Annotated in this window: 12 protein-coding genes and 3 pseudogenes; 5 read left to right on the forward strand and 10 right to left on the reverse strand. The window is 56.8% G+C overall.

Features of this window, described 5'->3' with window-relative positions; translation table 11 throughout:
• The first annotated feature begins 257 nt into the window (after positions 1-257).
• Entirely contained in the window at positions 258-557 is a 300-nt protein-coding gene (locus AC0L3S_RS31510; RefSeq protein ID WP_259219427.1) for a hypothetical protein, read from the forward strand.
• 198 nt (positions 558-755) lie between these two features.
• Here AC0L3S_RS31510 and AC0L3S_RS31515 read toward each other — a convergent pair.
• A pseudogene (locus AC0L3S_RS31515) lies at positions 756-2,453 on the reverse strand (thiamine pyrophosphate-requiring protein); the annotation flags it as partial.
• A gap of 1,368 nt (positions 2,454-3,821) precedes the next feature.
• Between AC0L3S_RS31515 and AC0L3S_RS31520 the strand changes: the two are divergent.
• From AC0L3S_RS31520 to AC0L3S_RS31530, 3 genes are all read left to right on the forward strand, one after another.
• Entirely contained in the window at positions 3,822-4,070 is a 249-nt protein-coding gene (locus AC0L3S_RS31520) for an alpha-hydroxy-acid oxidizing protein (RefSeq protein WP_259219426.1), read from the forward strand.
• Positions 4,071-4,284: 214 nt separating this feature from the next.
• Positions 4,285-4,530: a hypothetical protein gene (locus AC0L3S_RS31525; protein WP_259219425.1), complete on the forward strand. Its 246-nt coding sequence runs from the start codon at positions 4,285-4,287 to the stop codon at positions 4,528-4,530.
• Positions 4,434-4,724 carry an alpha-hydroxy-acid oxidizing protein gene (locus AC0L3S_RS31530; RefSeq protein ID WP_374762405.1) on the forward strand — a complete coding sequence of 97 codons (291 nt, stop codon included), beginning with the start codon at positions 4,434-4,436 and terminating at the stop codon, positions 4,722-4,724. Before AC0L3S_RS31525 ends, AC0L3S_RS31530 begins: the two co-directional genes overlap by 97 nt.
• 634 nt (positions 4,725-5,358) lie before the next feature.
• Here the strand turns inward: AC0L3S_RS31530 and AC0L3S_RS31535 are convergent.
• The 7 genes and pseudogenes from AC0L3S_RS31535 to AC0L3S_RS31565 all read right to left on the reverse strand — a co-directional run.
• Positions 5,359-6,129, reverse strand: a complete 771-nt coding sequence (locus AC0L3S_RS31535; RefSeq protein WP_259219423.1) for a creatininase family protein — start codon at positions 6,127-6,129, stop codon at positions 5,359-5,361.
• A 413-nt stretch (positions 6,130-6,542) separates the two neighbouring features.
• The gene (locus AC0L3S_RS31540; RefSeq protein WP_259219422.1) at positions 6,543-6,680 is read right to left on the reverse strand and encodes a hypothetical protein; all 138 of its coding nucleotides are present in this window, start codon (positions 6,678-6,680) and stop codon (positions 6,543-6,545) included.
• A gap of 1,033 nt (positions 6,681-7,713) precedes the next feature.
• The gene (locus AC0L3S_RS31545) at positions 7,714-8,346 is read right to left on the reverse strand and encodes an HD domain-containing protein (protein WP_259219421.1); all 633 of its coding nucleotides are present in this window, start codon (positions 8,344-8,346) and stop codon (positions 7,714-7,716) included.
• Between the two features lie 326 nt (positions 8,347-8,672).
• Positions 8,673-9,023, reverse strand: coding sequence for a RidA family protein (locus AC0L3S_RS31550; RefSeq protein WP_259219420.1), 351 nt, complete (start codon positions 9,021-9,023; stop codon positions 8,673-8,675).
• 894 nt (positions 9,024-9,917) lie between these two features.
• Positions 9,918-11,261, reverse strand: coding sequence for an amidase (locus AC0L3S_RS31555; protein WP_259219419.1), 1,344 nt, complete (start codon positions 11,259-11,261; stop codon positions 9,918-9,920).
• Positions 11,262-11,357: 96 nt separating this feature from the next.
• Complete coding sequence (locus AC0L3S_RS31560; protein ID WP_259219418.1) at positions 11,358-12,047, reverse strand: cyclase family protein; 690 nt, start codon at positions 12,045-12,047, stop codon at positions 11,358-11,360.
• 343 nt (positions 12,048-12,390) lie between these two features.
• Positions 12,391-12,509, reverse strand: a pseudogene (locus AC0L3S_RS31565) (TrbC/VirB2 family protein); the annotation flags it as partial.
• A 64-nt stretch (positions 12,510-12,573) separates the two neighbouring features.
• Here AC0L3S_RS31565 and AC0L3S_RS31570 point away from each other — a divergent pair.
• A complete protein-coding gene (locus tag AC0L3S_RS31570) occupies positions 12,574-12,729 on the forward strand; it encodes a hypothetical protein (protein ID WP_259219416.1) in 156 nt (51 codons plus the stop codon).
• Positions 12,730-13,216: 487 nt separating this feature from the next.
• Here the strand turns inward: AC0L3S_RS31570 and AC0L3S_RS31575 are convergent.
• Positions 13,217-14,254, reverse strand: a pseudogene (locus AC0L3S_RS31575) (IS110 family RNA-guided transposase).
• Positions 14,255-14,978: 724 nt separating this feature from the next.
• A complete protein-coding gene (locus tag AC0L3S_RS31580; RefSeq protein ID WP_259219415.1) occupies positions 14,979-15,134 on the reverse strand; it encodes a hypothetical protein in 156 nt (51 codons plus the stop codon).
• Between the last annotated feature and the right edge of the window lie 1,471 nt (positions 15,135-16,605).

Here is a 16,605-nt window from a genome sequence, read left to right on the forward strand (position 1 = left end):
GCGCTCTCACATGGAGGCGGGGTCATCGCTGCCTCAAGCCATCTGAGCTTTGACGGGCCATTTGGAGTCGCCCGTGGAAGCAAGATGAACAGCCTGAATTTGCGAACTAATTTGAGGAACGCCGGCGATCAATTAGCCAGGCCGATCTTCTTGTAAAGGCGAATGAGGGATTCCGTCTGCGCTATAGGAACGTCGCTGGCGAAGAACGTGGCTCAGGCCTTGGCACTGAGCTCCTCGTCGCTGCCGGATCTCGCGCTGTGAGAGCGCTTCAGCAGGCGATCGCGGTAACCACCGGCGCGTCGCATAGTCATGCCACCGGCCAGATCGTCCGCTGGTTCGCGATGAAGCCGCACTTCATATCGGTTCCTTATCCGAAGTCGGCCGCCGCCTTGTTCCGCTCAGTATTCACCTTGGGGCTGCTTCCTACGCGCAACCGGGGAAAGCCCACGCCCCGCTCGATTCGGAACTCCTTCACCCACTTTGCAGCACTTTCTTATCAACGTCCAGGTCATGTGCAGCCTGACCAACCGATGCCGATCGCTTCTTCACCAGCCTGACCGCCTCCACCTTCAAATCGCCAACCGAACCTCCGTCGTGTCGTTGCCAACCTCCGCCTCCATGATACACATAATGTTGTGGCCATCAAACCGGCAGCAGCTCAGATCACTAGGCCACTTTAGATCTTTCGATTTCGGCAACAGTTTTTCAAAGTACCACTTCGACCGCGAAGATCGAGGTGGCACAAAGAGCAGAGATTAGGCCTCGAGCTTATTTGCCTCAGCGTCAACCGGAAGGTTTTTTGGCATGCGACGCTCTTCCTTAGTAATGATCTGAAGTAGAGCAGGAATACCCTTCTCGTTTTTCTCTAATGCACGCTTAATCGCTGGGATGATATCTTCAGGCTCAACTACTTCTTCGCCGTACCCTCCGAAGGCCCGGGCCATTGCAGCGTAATCTCCACCAAGTTTCTCGATCTTATATTTTTCAGAGGCGTTCGGGTGATACTTACTATATCCGCCCATTATGCTGTTTTTGAGCACGATTGTCAGCGTTCCCAACCCGCAGCGGACCGCAGTCTCGAAGTCCATGCCCACCATTCCAATGGCAGCATCACCCATGATGTTGACGCACGTCCAGTCAGGCCGTGCGAGCTTTGCGCCTTGCATAAGCCCAAGCCCTAGTCCAAGCTGGGTAGTCTTCCCCCACCCCATATAACCGTGCGGAACGAGCGACTCCCAAAAAGCAGTTATCTGGTCTCGCGGGCTCCCAGCGTCGTGCGTAACTACTGTTTTTGTCCGATCAACCGTGTTCATAAGGTCCCATACAACTCTGTATGGGTTTATCGGCTTTTCGGCGGAAGTGAGAAGAGGCAGCCATTCCTTGAGAAAAGCGGCCTTCTGCGCCGCGATGTAACGGGCAACCTCCGGCCTGCTAACACCTTTACCTCCGGTCTTGTCCTTTATCGCCGAAATCAACGCAGCTATCGACGGCTTGGCATCGCCAATCACACCCAGATCGATAGGGTAGTCCTTCGAGATGTCCCCTTCCCAGTTGGTCAATTGAACAAACTTGCGACCGTTAACCGGATACGGGGTAATATAGTCAGACCTTGTGAAGCTAGTGCCCAACCCAATGTAAACGTCGGCACGTTCCAAGGCTCGGTTTACGGTATCAGGACGCGATCCGCCACCACAACCCAAGGAAAGTGGATGGTCTTCCGGGAAGCAGCTCTTACCGTTCAGTGTAGAGAGAACCGGTGTATGGGTGAGCTCGGCGAGTTCTTGCAGCTCGTGCCACGCTTCAGCGTACAAGATGCCTTGCCCCGCAATTATAACAGGCGAATTCGCACGCAAGAGAATATCGGCAATTTCAGTAATTTGGGCGGTGTCTGCGCAGGGCGCCGATCGACGCTGCGGCTTATAGGCGTCCAGGAGGGTTGGATCAACTTCTTCTCTGAAGACGTCTGCAGGCACTTCGAGTACTACAGGACCCGGCCGACCATTCTTAAGAAGAGCAAACGCGTTTTGCATCATCTGAGGTAGGCGATCGACGGTCATCACCATCTCACACCACTTGGCGATAGACTGCATGTTGCGAGCAGCATTGAAATTTGGATGAATGCCTTGGACGCTGCGAGGGTAGCCACCAGGCATGTGCAAGACCGGAACATTATCCGCATAGCATTGTGCCACAGCCCCGATCGCGTTCTCCGAACCAGGTCCCAGTTGTACTGTGGAGCAGCAAATTTCTCGCCCTCCCGTCATGCGAGCGAATCCGTCGGCTAAATGTAGCGCGTGACGCTCTTGGCGCACAATCAATGGGCGGATCCCCGCTTTCGCGCCGCTATCGATGATGTCGCTGTGCGGAAACGAAGGTATGTATCTGACCCCCTCTTTTTTTAAGATTCCGGCAATAAGATCGGCGCCATTCATTTGACTCTCCACTGCTTCAACATTCCCCGTTGCGCGGCATTGCGTTCGAAGCGCAGATCGCCGCTAGTCGACATGCACCCTTTGGCAAATGCTGCCGCCTGACAGCTATTCACGCCCGTACATTTGTTGTGACATCTTTCAAAGAAGCAAACGCACACACAATTGCGGCATTCCGAACCGCTTGCTCTCCTGGCAACTATGCTCATACCGTTCGGTCAGTAACGGGACGAATAAGTCTCGATCGAACATTCAGAGTTGGACCGCTCACTGCGTTAATCACGAGGCTTCGCCTGCACAGGCTGCGTTAACCGGCTATCGACTAAGATGCAGCATAACCACTCTGCCGGTCTGATTTCCTGCAAACAGCAGACGAAGGCGCATCCAAAGTTTGCATACAGGCCAAATCATGCCGAATTCCTGACCTGAGCGATCAACGGGCGCGGCGCAATTAATCACCCATACTGCGCTACGGCTTGTCCCCCTGTGATAAGGATTAGCTCGGAGTGCCCCTAGCAATCCTCGGAAGTGGAGTGTAGGGCGAACCATCTCATCGGCAGAAGCGGCATGCGGTCTTACGGTTTATGCCGCTACCGTTAGCAATTTTGCAGGCCTGGACGCAGTTACCTTCTAAAATGCCCGAGCGTTGCGACTAGCACTATCCAGATCGCGGCGCACATCGCCGCGATCATTCAGCGGCGGTTGCGATCAAAGCCGGCCTCAGGGCACGCAACCAAGGGCGGCCGAATAGTTTAACAGGTACTCATCAGATTCGTGCTCGCATCGAGTGCCTTATCGGCATAATGGCGAGCCCCCTCAAAATCGCTCGTTGCCCCGGATTCCGCGAGCCTCTGTTCTTGTTGAGAACTTCGTCATCAAAAATGACTTTTCGCGGTCTTTGAGCGTCCAAGCTTCCTATCTCGTTCGTCTGCACGGCGCTGATGAAGGAGCAGCGGAAAGAAACGGCACGGCCCGCGTGTGGGCAGAGACTCGTCGAGCCCACCCGGAGAAGCACGTCAGTATCGGCAACTTCGACTGAGGTCGCCATAGCGACTGCCCAAAGCGCTTAGGTAGCCGCTATTAGCTATGAGAAGAATATACAGCGTCTTGGCGCAAAGAAGATCTGTCCTACATTGTGCGAAATTCTGCTAAGTTTTAGCTGTCTGCGTCCGCCTCACGTGAGGAAACGACCTGCGCTGTCCTCTACTTCGGAATCAGAGTTTCTGAAGCAAGGCGGCATCGCATTATCATTTGCTTTCGGAACTAGGAGTGTCGAAATCCGGCGTGGAAAGGCGTTCTACCGCCGCACGCCTGTGTCAATGTGAGTGTTTTGCGCAAAGCCACCTGGAAGAGTGGGTAACATAGAGGATTAACGATAGCGGATTGGGAAGGATGAAGGGCGTTGTGAACGTCGGCGATCTGCGCAAATTGGCGAAGAAGCGATTGCCAAAGATCTGCTATGACTATATCGAAGGCGGCACTGACGACGAGCTGGGGCTAATTACGAATGAGAAGGCTTTCCGGAAAATCCGTATTGTGCCGCGTTACTTGATCGATGTCAGCGCGCACGACCAGTCGATATCACTGTTCGGCCGTACCTATTCGAGTCCTGGGTTAGCTGACCTATTCCGTCCGACCTGATGCTGGCGCAGGCGGCACGCGAAGCGAACGTGCCCTTCATCATGTCGGGCGAGATCTCGGCAAAATCGCGCCTGACCATGGTTGGTACCAGCTCTATTCCGCTATGGACACATCGATTTCGGAAGATATATAATTAAGCGCGTGAGCAACGCCGGTTTGAAACTTTGGTCTTCACCATTGGAACGGTTGGGGAAAGCTGACGTGGCGGACGAAATTGGAAGCATTGCGTCATCCGCGCTGGATCATGGAGTGCTTACAACATGGCACGCCTTTCTTCGCCAATTGGACGCGCTACGCCGATCCTAACGCCAGTGCCAAAAATGTAGCCGATTTCTTGAACAGTCAATTCGGCGCCCCGATGACATGGAAGCGTGTCGAGCGCTACCGCGAGCTGTGGAAGGCAATTCGTGCTCAAGGGAATCATGCACTCCTGATGATGCCGTCCGCGCACATTCGCTAGGTGTCGACGGCATCATGGTTTCCATCAATGGCACGCGACAGCTTGACAGTGCGCCATCGCCGCTGGACGTGCTGCCCGAGATCTGTGATGCGGTGGGCGACAAAATGATTGTAATGCTGGATGGCGGCGTTCGTCGCGGCCTGCACGCCTTAATCGCCCTCTGCGATGCAATAATCTCGGCAACCGACAGCTGAAAGGTTCGCTAAGCACTGCCAAGGCCGCAGGCAGCGACGAGACGTCGGTCGGCGGGCAGATAGAAGAAGAGCTTGCAGCTCGCGCCGAGGTTCCTGGCTACTGTGACGTCTTCTTCACGACAGAGACCGGCGATTAGAGGCGTTTAGCGGGACCCCGAGGACAATGCTCTTCACACGTTTGAAGCCAGCTCATTTTGCAGAATCGCTGCAATTCTGAGCTGCTTGTCAATCCACCCGCTGCTTTTGGCGGCGAGCTGGACCAACTCGTGCTTCATCTTAATTATCTGATCGAGCTTGATCGAAACAGATTACCTTCCTCGCGCGCTTTTAGCTTGTCCGGTCGCACCGTCCCCTCCCGACGGATTCGCCCCGTGCGCTTTAGGGAATCTCGAGCTGCAAGTTGCAGGCTTCTGAGGGGCAACTCCATCATTGCCTGCGACCGTAAGTCGCCACAGCCGGAATAAGAGGCCCAGATCAGTTGCTTACCTGCGCTCACGTATAGCGTGATACCACCGGCGTACGGTAGCGCGACGTCGGGTGCGCATCCTTGTTAGCCTGCTTGCATGAAACTCCGACGGCGGGGGAATGTCGCAACTTCGCTTGGTTAGAGGCTGCCTTGGGTAAGAAGCTTCAGCTAGCGCCATGGCAGAGCCCAAAGCTCCTTGTTGCAGATCTTCTCGGCAACATCACGACTGATCGCCTCGAGCAGCTTCTCTCCTTTTTCGCGCGAGGCGACACTCGGATAGCCGTAAGCGCCTGTGGAGGCTAGGCTAGCGAGGCTGCGCCAGAGGTAGATGCCGTTGCCGACAAGGTCAGCGACTTCGGGCGTGAGGTTGCCCTCGGCGAGGCGTATGCGGTCCTCGGCTACGAGTTCAGGCCGCAACGCCATACACATCGATGTCTCCGCCTCGCAGGCATGCCAGAGATTGCTCTGCCGCTCGAGCAGCGCGGAAATCGGCTTCTCTGCTGCATACCAATAGGTGAGCTGCACGATCGGCACATCCAGCTTAGGGCCGAGCTCGTCCGCGCAGACCCGCAGCGCATTTTCGTTGCCACCATGCCCGTTGAGCAGGACGATACGTCGGAAACCGTGCCGAACCACGGATTCGCAGACGCAGCGGATCATGTTGAAGAAGGTCGGAAAGTCCAGCGTGATCGTGCCGCCGAACGACATGTGATGCTCGGAGAGACCTGTCCACAACATAGGCAGGACGACCACTTTCTCCATCGCTGCAGCCAAGCGCGCTGTGCGCAACGCAACCGTCTCGCCGAGCAGACTGTCGATCTCGACCGGCAGGTGCGGCCCATGCTGCTCGAGCGCGCCGACGGGGACGATGACGATCGCGTCCTCCTTCGCGCGTTCACGCAACTGATCAGCCCGAAGCCGCCGCCATTCGATTTCCATCTTACCCCTTCCGGTGAGCCTGTATTTGCCCACAATGTACCTGCGCCTCTAAGCCGACAATTTCACATTTCGGCCCCCCGACGCTTAAATGCTGCAAAACTGCATCGGCGCGGCACGATACGACATCATCCCTGAGCTTCTGGCGACACTATAGCCGAGCAGCTTCGCGATCTGACGTATCGCCGCTGCCACTATGAGGAACGCCGCGACTTCGAATAACACGGCAGCGATATGCAAATGAGCGGAGCGCGATCATGTGATGCGACCAGTGAGTAACCCTCCAGCGCCGATTCAATCTGGGCTACCACTATATCAGCGAGACGCGCTTTCATCGATCGAGCGAAATTGGTGATTTGATTGGCGCCCGCCATTTGGGCAAGGCATCGCGGGCGTATCGCTCGATCACAATCTCCTCACTTCGTCACCTGCGGCTTGCCAATTTCGGGTTTGAGCAGGCTCATGTCATGCTCGGCGGCCTGAGCTTCGCGGCCCCGGCGGAAGTCCTGCAGAATGCCTCGTGTCTGGGCGGCGCCCCGGACCGCCATCTGCAAGCCCGATCGCGATGCAAAGCAAGTCTGACGTGGTGATACGAGGAGCTCTCCGCCGGCATGCGGCCCTACCGCGGCGTTGCGCACGAGCCGGGGTCGATCGCGAGCTCGAATGGCACCTCAGGCGGGACGATCGCCGGCGCAACGTTGCTGCGTGGTACCGCCGCACCTCACCAAACTGATCGTTGCGATCGGCGCCGTGCCGAACGTCGTCGCGCAGGCGCCGGATTGGCTATCGACGACGGCATCGCCTGGACGAGATGCTGGCGTCCTCAGATCGCACATCTTCGCGGCCGGCGGGTGGTGTTCGTTTTTCCGCATGGCCTCGAGGTTGAAAGATAGCGAAGAACACCTTGATCCAGAGCCTCGATGATGCGACCAAGCGCGTCGACGTCGACGCCCTGCATGGACTATGACGCGTTGGATGGATTCCTGGATTGTACGGGATGATCGGGATGGTCCCGCATTGGCGCAGGAAGAGCCGAAAGCCGTCACTATCGAGGCAGCATCGGCGGCGCAAAGGCGCGCCGCTGGCAGAGGGGAAGACCGCCGCGTTGTCCCGGTGTTATTTCAATGGCGAGCGGCCGGCCCTGGCCGTCGACAACGGCGTTGACTTTTGATCGTGCGCCCGGTGCGCGAGCGCCCGATCGCCTGTCCCACGCCTCCGCTTTTCGCCGCCAACTGATGAGCCTTTACCGTGGTGCTATCGATCATGTGAACGTCATCGGGGCTTACTGTTGCCAGGCGCGAAACAGCGCGCCGACCATCGATGAAAGCGGTTGTAGATTGTGGTCGGCGGACCGTAGCACGAGGGGCAATCCTCCTATCGACAGCCGCTCTTCAGCACATGCACGATCCCGCTGATCAGCCCTATCATCGACTCGGCGCGCTCGAGACGGCTCTTCGGCAGCAATGGCTCGATCCTCGCCCACTGCGCATCGCCTCAAACTGAGGAACGGCCCTTCGCCTTTAGACACATTCAGAATGGCCCATTTGGCTGATCTTCTGCACTACGGCCTCGTTTGGCTCGACCGCTTCATTCCTTAGGATTAAGCTTCGGTGGCGGATCTTTCAACTCGCCACTAACCCAGAGAGCATCCCAAAGGGCATAATCGCAGTGGTGAACGATTCGAGCCTCGAGCGAGCGCACTACGAAGTTGCCCTCGCTGGAATGGACCGCTGCAATGTGCGCGATCTCTTCTGGGAGTCCGACGGTGAGACAGACATGCCATCCGTGGACCGGATGTCGAGCCGAGGGCCAGCCTGACACGTGAGTCTTGCTTGACCACAGTTCCCGCTTTTGTAGATTATATTCAAGCGGTTTGCCGACATCGTGAATCATGGCGCCAGCGATCAGTACGTCTCGTTTTAGCGGCAGCGACGGATACATGAGAGCAAGTTCGTCGCCATAACGCGTCGATAATCTGGTTACGCCGCGAACGTGGTCGAGCTGCGATCCCGTCTTTAGCACCCAACCGTCTGGACGGGCTGAGCCTTGTAGATCGGTGAGGCTCCGGCAGCCCTCGCGAGTCAGCGCGTAAGTCCAGGCATCAATCACCTTCTCGCGAATGTCCGTACTCTCTAGCTCTGCAAGCTCTACAAGCTCGCCGCGAACTATTGCCCGAACCTCGGGGTCCAGCTCAATGCTTTGTGTTGCTCGAACCGTCATCTTGATATCCTTTTCGTTTTAGTTGAGTTGATTTTTTGAGGCCGCGCACGAGAACTCAGTTGTGCGTTGAAGATATACATGCGATCGACTCCACCGGGGATGGCGGCACCGACTGCAAAGGAACCCATGGGCACTCAGATGGTAAGTACAACCGCCGCTCTGTTCGTGCAGCTCTAGCTTTCCTTCAGGCCGGTTGGCCGGCGATGTATCCAAGGAGACGCCTCCTCAAGCATTTTACCCAGGTGAAGTGCGAGGCCGTCACCACTATCTCAAGACCGATCGGTCGGCCATCCGTGTGCGGAGTGCTTGATCGGAATTGCTCCTGCTTATTTCGCCGCAATCACCATGATCTCAACATTGTATTGTGTTCCAGCAAGCTTTACTCCGACGGTCGCGCGCGCTGGCGTATTGCCTTGCGATACCCAGGCGTCCCAGATCGCGTTCATCTCCGGAAAGCGCTCCATATCGGTAAGATATATCGTGGCCGACAGAAGCTTCGATTTACTGGTCCCGGCCTTGGCGAGGTAGCCATCAATGATTGAAAGGATCTCCTCCGTCTGCTTGATCACGCTCTGACCAGCAGTCTTGTTGGCAACAATACCTGCCATGTAAACGGTGTTGTCGTGCGCGACGACCTGACTCATTCGCGAACTCGTTTCAATGCGCTCGATGGTCACTATTTTCCTCCAAGTTCAAGGTTATCCGAGGCCGGACATCTAGCAGCTTCAACGGTAGTGAATCGCCTTACAGGACCCGATGAGAGAGCTCACAAAGAGACATGGTTGTCACGTCTGCCAAAGCCGAAACCGTTGCTTCGGGCAGTGCACTAGCCAACATTGCATTTCAATCAGGAGGAAAATCCGTCAATTGCGTCGCTCGCCTGCAGAAATCCCGCAATCTTCGGCAAGAATGCACGGAAATTCCACAAGGCTTACTGGACGAGCTGGTGAGCGTCACCCGGTCTTGCGGATCGGCGAAGCCATACGCGATTACTGCGTTGGCCTGATGCTGCCTAGCGAGCACAAGAGCGTAGAGCCGATGGCGGCGATCACGTCGCTGGAGCGCAGCATCAACTGCTGCCTTATTTCGTGAGCACGGCGGATAAGCTCGGGATAGGGCCAATCACCATACGACCTGCCGATCGCCTATCGTTTGTATTTGCCTCAGAGCTGAGCCGAGGAGAAGGACATTGAGAGAAGGCCGGTGTGCCAATGTTTGTCTTCAAGACCATCCTCCAGTACGTTGGTCTCATCCAGGAAGACGGCGAGTCTGGGCGATTTGCGGCGGAACTAGCTGGCAACGACACCACGTCCGGGGAGTACGCGTCGCGGCAACGTCGGGATCGATGGCTTATGGAAGTAATCGCAGCCAAGCAGGCTGCTCACAGGCTGCTCAAACCTTGTTCACAGCCTTGCTGCACCACCTCGACGAGGGAGCCCTGCTTCGGGCGTTTCGACGGCAAAAGCGGCGGGACGCGACGGGGGTCGATGGGTTACGGTGGCGAAGTACAAAAAATGGCTCACGACGACGTCCGCGCCCTCTGCGCACGAAGCCACTCTGTTCGTCCCGCTCTAGCTTTCCTCCAGGCCGCTTGGCCGGCGATGTATCCAAGGAGACGCCTCCTCAAGCATCCTACCTAGGTGAAGCGCGAGGCCGTCATCGCCAAAGGGCGCCACTATCTGGAGACCGATCGGTCGGCCATCCGTGTGCGGAGTGCCCGGAATATTCAAGCCGCAAAATCCGACGGCATTGACCCAGCTGCAAAACATACTCTGGGTTGCTGCGGTACCAGGACGCCCGCCGATTGTGTCGGGACACGCACTTTCGGCGTCCCATGCTGGCGATGCCGCAGTGGGCGTAAGCAACGCATCAAACTCTCCCCATGCGGCACTTACTTCCGCACGAAACTCGGCCAATCGGTCGATCGCACGAAGGAAAGAGGTAGCGTTAATCTCTTGACCCTTTCGAACCAGCTCTTGGATCTGATCGGTCAGTTGGCCCTGGTGTTGTGGATAGGACAGAGCTACTCGGGCTACGCTCACCGGAGCGAGAGTCGCCCAGATTTCATTGATCTCGCTCAGGTTGAATGGAGGCAAACACTCTTCGACTTGGCATCCCTGTGAAACAAGACATCCTCGCGCGTCCCGATGAGCACGCGCGACCTCCGGGTCGACGGTTTCGGAGCCAATGGTTGTGAACCAACCAATCCTGAGAGGCCGGTGCGGAGTCGAGATTGGCGGCAGGTTGACCGACGCTGGATCGCGCCGATCCGGACCACCTATTACCGATAACAGAAGGTCAATATCAGCCAGGCTTCGGCCAACGAGACCAATTGTTTGGAAATCCAGCGCCATGGGCAGGAATCCATATCGGCGAGGGACTCGACCGTTGGAGGGCCTCAGCCCGACAAGCCCGGTGTAGCTGGCCGGCATCCTGGTCGAACCACCAGCGTCCGTGCCCAACGAGAGTGGCACCATTCCAGAAGCGACTGCCGCCACCGAGCCACCGCTCGAGCCGCCCGACGTTAAACGTAAATCCCAGGGATTCCGTGTGCTCGGCTTCAAATCGCTGAACGTCCGGCCGAGCAACGCGAATTCAGGGGTGGTCGTCTTCCCAAACAGAATTGCGCCTCCGGCCCTCAGCCTTTCAACGCAAATATCATCACAAGACGGAACATAGCCTTCAAAAATGCGGCTGCCCCAAGTAGCAGGCATTCCCTTAACAAATAGATTGTCCTTGATCGCGATCGGGATGCCGTCTAGCGGGCCCAACCTAAGTCCGCTGGATTGGCGAACCGTCGCCTCCTCAGCAGCGCGCCTCGCCCCCTCTTTGTCCACGAACATAAACGCATTGATAAGAGGCTCGATACGCTCGTATCTTTTCCAAAACATCTCAAACAATTCGATAGGTGTCACTGCTCGTCGTTCAAGCGCTTCGGAGAGTTTTGACGCATCTGATTGCCACTCGTGAGCAGACGATGAGAAAGAACGAGGAACCCCGGGCATTTCTGGCTACTCAAAAATCGCCACAGCCCGAATAGGACTCGCAGTCCCTCCCCTGATCTTGAGGGGAAATCCTGCGAAGCGGAAGCGGCCACGGCCAACAACCTTGTCAAGGTTGAACAAGCATTCGATGTGGGTGATGCCTCGTTCGGCGCAGATATTGTGGGCTATCAAGTTTAGTTCGCCTGTAGGAGCAGGGCTGATAGCTTCTACTCCAAACATACCAATACCTCTGTCAGCCAACCAGTGAACTGACTCGGGCGCAAGCCCAGGAAAATCGAACAAATAGCCCTTGCTGCCGTAGAGCCGATCATTCGTTGCCATGTAAAGCAGGACCGTGTCCTCCGGCTTGATTTCCTGCCCCGATCGTCTGAGTGCATCTTCCATCTCTGGAATTGTAACGGCATGCTCCAACGGAACATGCGACAAGTCCAAGCAGATCGCCTCTGTGTAGAACTTCTCAAGCGGGACTTGGTCAATCGAAAGCGCGCCGGGTCGAGAATCAAAATGAACCGGGGCATCGACGTGCGTGCCAGCGTGATCGCTGCAAGAGATAGACACGGCCTTCGAGCTGCCGACCGAGCTCCCCTCTATCCACTTGGTATCGTGATCATCCCAGACAGACACTATAAATGGTGGATGTGCGGGGTGTGTTGCCGTTCGATGAAACAGCTCTCGGCTGAGATCAATAATTTCCATACTTATCTCCGAACGCAGATCTTTTTCGTAAAGACTACAATGCACTAAGTTAGAATGAGTCAGCGAGTTTTACCCGCAAAAGGCGCTCGCGATTGCAGAAATACTGCGAAATGGAGATTATTCGTGTGAGTCTAGAGCCAAATGACCAAGTGTTACGCGGCGGCTGCATCATTGAGTTCGCAATGTCTCTGTTAGCGGTGAACCGCGACACCGGCGAATTATCTCAGCTTCGTGCAAGCTAAGCTTCGATGTGGCCGCGCAAGTTCCACATTAAGAACTCTGTTCGGGCTTGGGACCGAGCATACCTTCAGCGGAGATCTGCCTAAGTTTCGTGGGCCGACTCGCCGGACGTGTTACCAAATGCAAGCGACAATCGCGTCCCGACGGTGGTACCGCGATGATCTTGCCGAGCGAACCTCGGAGCGATTGCATGATCTGGTTGACCGACTGTTCCCAGTGCATGTTCGAGCCGGCAGCCTAGCATCACAGTTGCATCTTCCTGAAGGTTCTGAATTTATGGACCTCCATGATTTTGGACCTGATGATTGGTGGCGCGTCGGTTGAAGAGATGCTGACGTTTGGGGTTCGTCTTATCCGCATGCTGTGCGTCGCGAAGGCCATTCCTTCATCCACCGGACGCTCTACCCGCCAAATGAATGGACCGATGACCCCGCTCGCTTGAAACCAGTCGGCATCGCCCCCGCGATCGCGCAGAGCCTTCCCAAGAAGGTCTGGCGCCGCCGGCCGTCAGCGAAGAGACGAAAGGTCCGCGCTGGTGCGACCGGACCAATCTCGAGCTGGCTGATCTTGACGTCTGAATGTCAATCGGCCCTTTAATTGAGGTTTGTTGTCAAGCTTGCATTTCTAACTCGCCCACGGCACGGTGCTAGCGCTCGCGCCGTCGGAGCTGTGTCCGGATTGCGGAGACGGCGCGGGCGCGGCTGATACGTGCTTTGCCGGCAAGGCACTGGATCGCCGGAGCTGGTTGATGTCTTCGCTGGAAACATGGTCCTTTCCGAGGTCGCGCAGCGCCTCACGATGATGTCCGGGTCGGGGCGCCTCAGCGTTTGCAGCGGAATGCGGACGAGCCGCCACCAGTCGATTGACCGAGGTCGCCACAACACCGTCCCAGCGGGACATCGCCAGTCCGGCAGACCGGACCAGGAACTTTACAAGATCGGATCAGGCTTCCTTCGCCTGGCCCAGTCGAACGATGTGCCGTCGACCCAGATACAGTGAAGAACGATGGCGATTTTGCGCGCGATGGCGACCTTTGCCTTTCGCATGCCAATCCGCTTGGCGAGCTTCATGCCCAAGCCTTGAGAGAGGACCATTTCTTCGTTCTATAAAGCAGGACGGTCGCCGCCTCGTACAGGTAAGTTCGAAGAAGACGGTCGCCCCATCGTGATATCTTGCCGTTGATATCAGTTTCGCCAGACTGGTTGCGTCGAGGCGTAAGACCCAGATAGGCGCCGACGCTGGATGCCGATCGGAAGCGCGATGGGTCGTCGATCGTATGGCGGAAAGTCAAGGCGGTCACCACGCCGACACCAGGAACCGTCATCAGGCGGCGCGTTGTCTCATCCGACTTCGCCAACTGGCGGACTTCGTCATCGAACTTGCTTTGCTGCTTGCAGATCTGCTCATGGATCGACAGAAGCGGCGCGATCACACCGAGGAGCTGATGATCTTCGCCCAATAGCTCGCAGACCTGATTGCGGAACTGCAGTCCGATCGCGCGTGGGAAGAGCAAGCCGTATTCTTTGATTAGACTGCGGACCTGGTTCTCGATATCTCGACGAATGGCCACGAGCCGAGATCTCGCGACGAGTATCGCGCGTATCTTCTGACTTTCCTCGCTCTTGACTTTGCCTTCTCGGTACCGGCCGACCCGCACCAGTTCGGCCAAACCTCGAGCATCATTCTGATCGCTCTTGTTCATGCATGCGGACAAAGCCGCGTGGGCATGACGCGCGTCGATGCAGACCACCGGAAGATCAACCCTACGAAGTTCATGCCATAGCCAACTCGCCATCGCCCCGGTCTCAAATCCGATGCGCTCCGCCTGTGGCGCTCGCTTGCGAAGCAGTGCCGTCAGCGCCCCCGGGTCGGACTTGGCCTTTCCCTCGAACAAGACCTGCCCCACTTCGTCGACCACACACCGATGTTTCTTTTTGCGAGACATCCAACCCAACATACTGCTTCATAGCCCCTCCGATTCGCGGGATTGCGGGAAGGCTTGAAGATAGCGGACATTTCGAGCCGCGGGCGCCGACCGCAATTACTTCATCGTTTGCAAATATTGCAGGCCGAATGACAGTCTGAATGCAACGACGACCTTGTCGCGAATGGACGTCTTTTAATGCGCCCCAACATTGCAGACGGCCGTAGGCCTCTTGTCTGAATCGTGCTTCAAGCGCACCTGCATGCAGAAGCTGGCCGATGAAAGCATCGTTGGGTCATCGAGCACGGCTTGAAACAGTCAACAAAGAGCTTAGGGTTGATCACAACGAAACTCGTTCCTGGCATGGCTAGCATCGTCATGTCTCGCTCCTTATGCTGGCTTCCAATGGTCGTCGTCCGTCATCGGGCGCCAGGATGACCTGCGAGAATGTCGGCGCGCGGGATGCGCCGCTGGATAATTTCGAGCCAACTGTTAAAGCGCTGGCGTAGTTCGGCGCCTCTCTCAACCCGGAGGATTGGATTGACTATTATGGAACTGATTACATGGTCAGGTGCAGTCGGAAGGTGGGGCAGGATTGTTGGATCCACGAAAGCCATCGACTCCTTGTTGGCTGGCGATAAGGAAAACTAGCCGGTCAAGCTCGACTGCGCACGTGCCGAAGCTGCGAAGCTGCAAAGGCGATGAACTTGTACGCCTCCTCTCGCCGCGGAGTGCCCTTGGGAATCGCCAGACTCCCGCCCCACGTGTTATCGTCCCACATCACTCTCGAAATGCTTGCCGGGGTTCTTGATGGCGTCGTAGATGCGCCGTTCCACGCCGCGGTCATGACGACCTGCCGATCCGCGAGAAGCTGTGCTGGCTGCGCGCCAGACTGGCAACCAAGTAACTTCTTTCTTGATCACGTCGAGCTTCCTGAAAGCACCGTCCCCCCTTGGGAGTGCTGAGGACTTTGTAGACGTCGTTGATGGGCGCCCCAGAGCTGATTCGAGAGTGCCTTCGGGACGCTCGTAAAGTCCGCGTTTGTCAGGAACGTTTTTTGAACGAATACACCCGTGATGGTTTCGGACCATTCGGCAGCCTCTCCTTGTGATAGGCGATCAGGTCGGGCGAACTTCGGTGCCTCACAGTCAACCTTGTCCGTCCCTATGAACTTGGACCGGTCGAGGCGCAGCTTCTCCCAGTCGATCTTTCGATCGGGGCCCTGATCGCATATCTGAATGGACCAGATCGCCCTCGTGTGTACCACGTCCCAGCTTGCGGACTTGGAATCAACCATTGGATCATCTTCGCGAGCTCGCCATTGTACTCGTCGTCAGTGAGCTTGATGCCGGTCTGCTTCGAGAACGCCTCGAAAGTCGGCACGCAAGAGATCCGCCATTGCCCAGCCGATAGTGCTGCGGCCGTACAGATCCATGACAGCGGCGGAGAGGAGCCAACCCGAATCGGTCTCGATGTAGGCCCAGCTCGCGAAGTGAGCGCCTAGCTGCCGAAGCGTTTGTTCGCCGGTGCCATGCAAAGCCAGAAGTGAGCTGCTTGTGAGCCGGCCGCGTCCTGAAATCAGTGCCGCATTCCTCAATGAGCTTCAACGCAAGTGATGGGTCCGACCCATGGACCTCGCTCAGACCAACTAAGGACGCCGGATATAGCGGTCCTCACATCGAACGGTGGTGTACTGAGTCGCTTAATGTTTAACCTGGGGAGCTTGTCGACCAGCGTGGCCCTTTGTCGTTAGTGCCGCTATCAAGGATTTCAGCTCGCGTTCGCAGTCGAGCATCTTGGCGTGGTAGCCGCCGTAAAGTTCCATAGACTGCCAAAGACAGGTTTCTGGCGATCGTTGCCGGCGAGTGCGGCTCGGATCGTCTCGAAGCAGAAATGGCAATGCACATCGCAGTAGGTCGCCAGCACGTCGGGATCGCGCTCGCCCGCGACAATGGCTTGGATGATCCGCATCCCCGGATGCACCGCGGATGTCCGAGATGACGTGATGGAGCTACAGGTCATCTCCATTCAGGTCCTTCTGCGTGTGCTGGAAGCGACCGCATCTTCCACCAGTCGTTCTCCGTGACGCAGACAGGCTAGGTAGGGTGGTGATCTCGGCATCTAGTCGGAAGCTGCCGCAATCCATAGGAATGAGGCCGGTGCAGCCATGCGGCTGGCTGACATCCGTTTTTGCGTGCAGGCACGTTCTTGGCGTAACGGCCGTAACCAGAATGGGCCCCGAACAACGCTGCTTCGAGTTAGCGTCAACGTCTCCGTCGCAACCACGAGCCACGCTAGCGGCGGCCAGTTCGTCACTCTTGTGAAGCGCTGCCCATCAATACCTGCGGCGGTCATACGCCTAAAACCCGACGCTTAGCGCCAGAGGCTAATTGC

The organism is Bradyrhizobium sp. Ken01 (assembly GCF_055807355.1).

Coding starts and splice junctions, on each gene's coding strand:
- AC0L3S_RS31520 (WP_259219426.1), top strand. CDS start 3,822: ATGAAGGGCGTTGTGAACGTCGGCGATCTGCGCAAATTGGCGAAGAAG.
- AC0L3S_RS31535 (WP_259219423.1), bottom strand. CDS start 6,129: ATGGAAATCGAATGGCGGCGGCTTCGGGCTGATCAGTTGCGTGAACGC.
- AC0L3S_RS31530 (WP_374762405.1), top strand. CDS start 4,434: ATGGAAGCGTGTCGAGCGCTACCGCGAGCTGTGGAAGGCAATTCGTGC.
- AC0L3S_RS31545 (WP_259219421.1), bottom strand. CDS start 8,346: ATGACGGTTCGAGCAACACAAAGCATTGAGCTGGACCCCGAGGTTCGG.
- AC0L3S_RS31570 (WP_259219416.1), top strand. CDS start 12,574: ATGATTTTGGACCTGATGATTGGTGGCGCGTCGGTTGAAGAGATGCTG.
- AC0L3S_RS31560 (WP_259219418.1), bottom strand. CDS start 12,047: ATGGAAATTATTGATCTCAGCCGAGAGCTGTTTCATCGAACGGCAACA.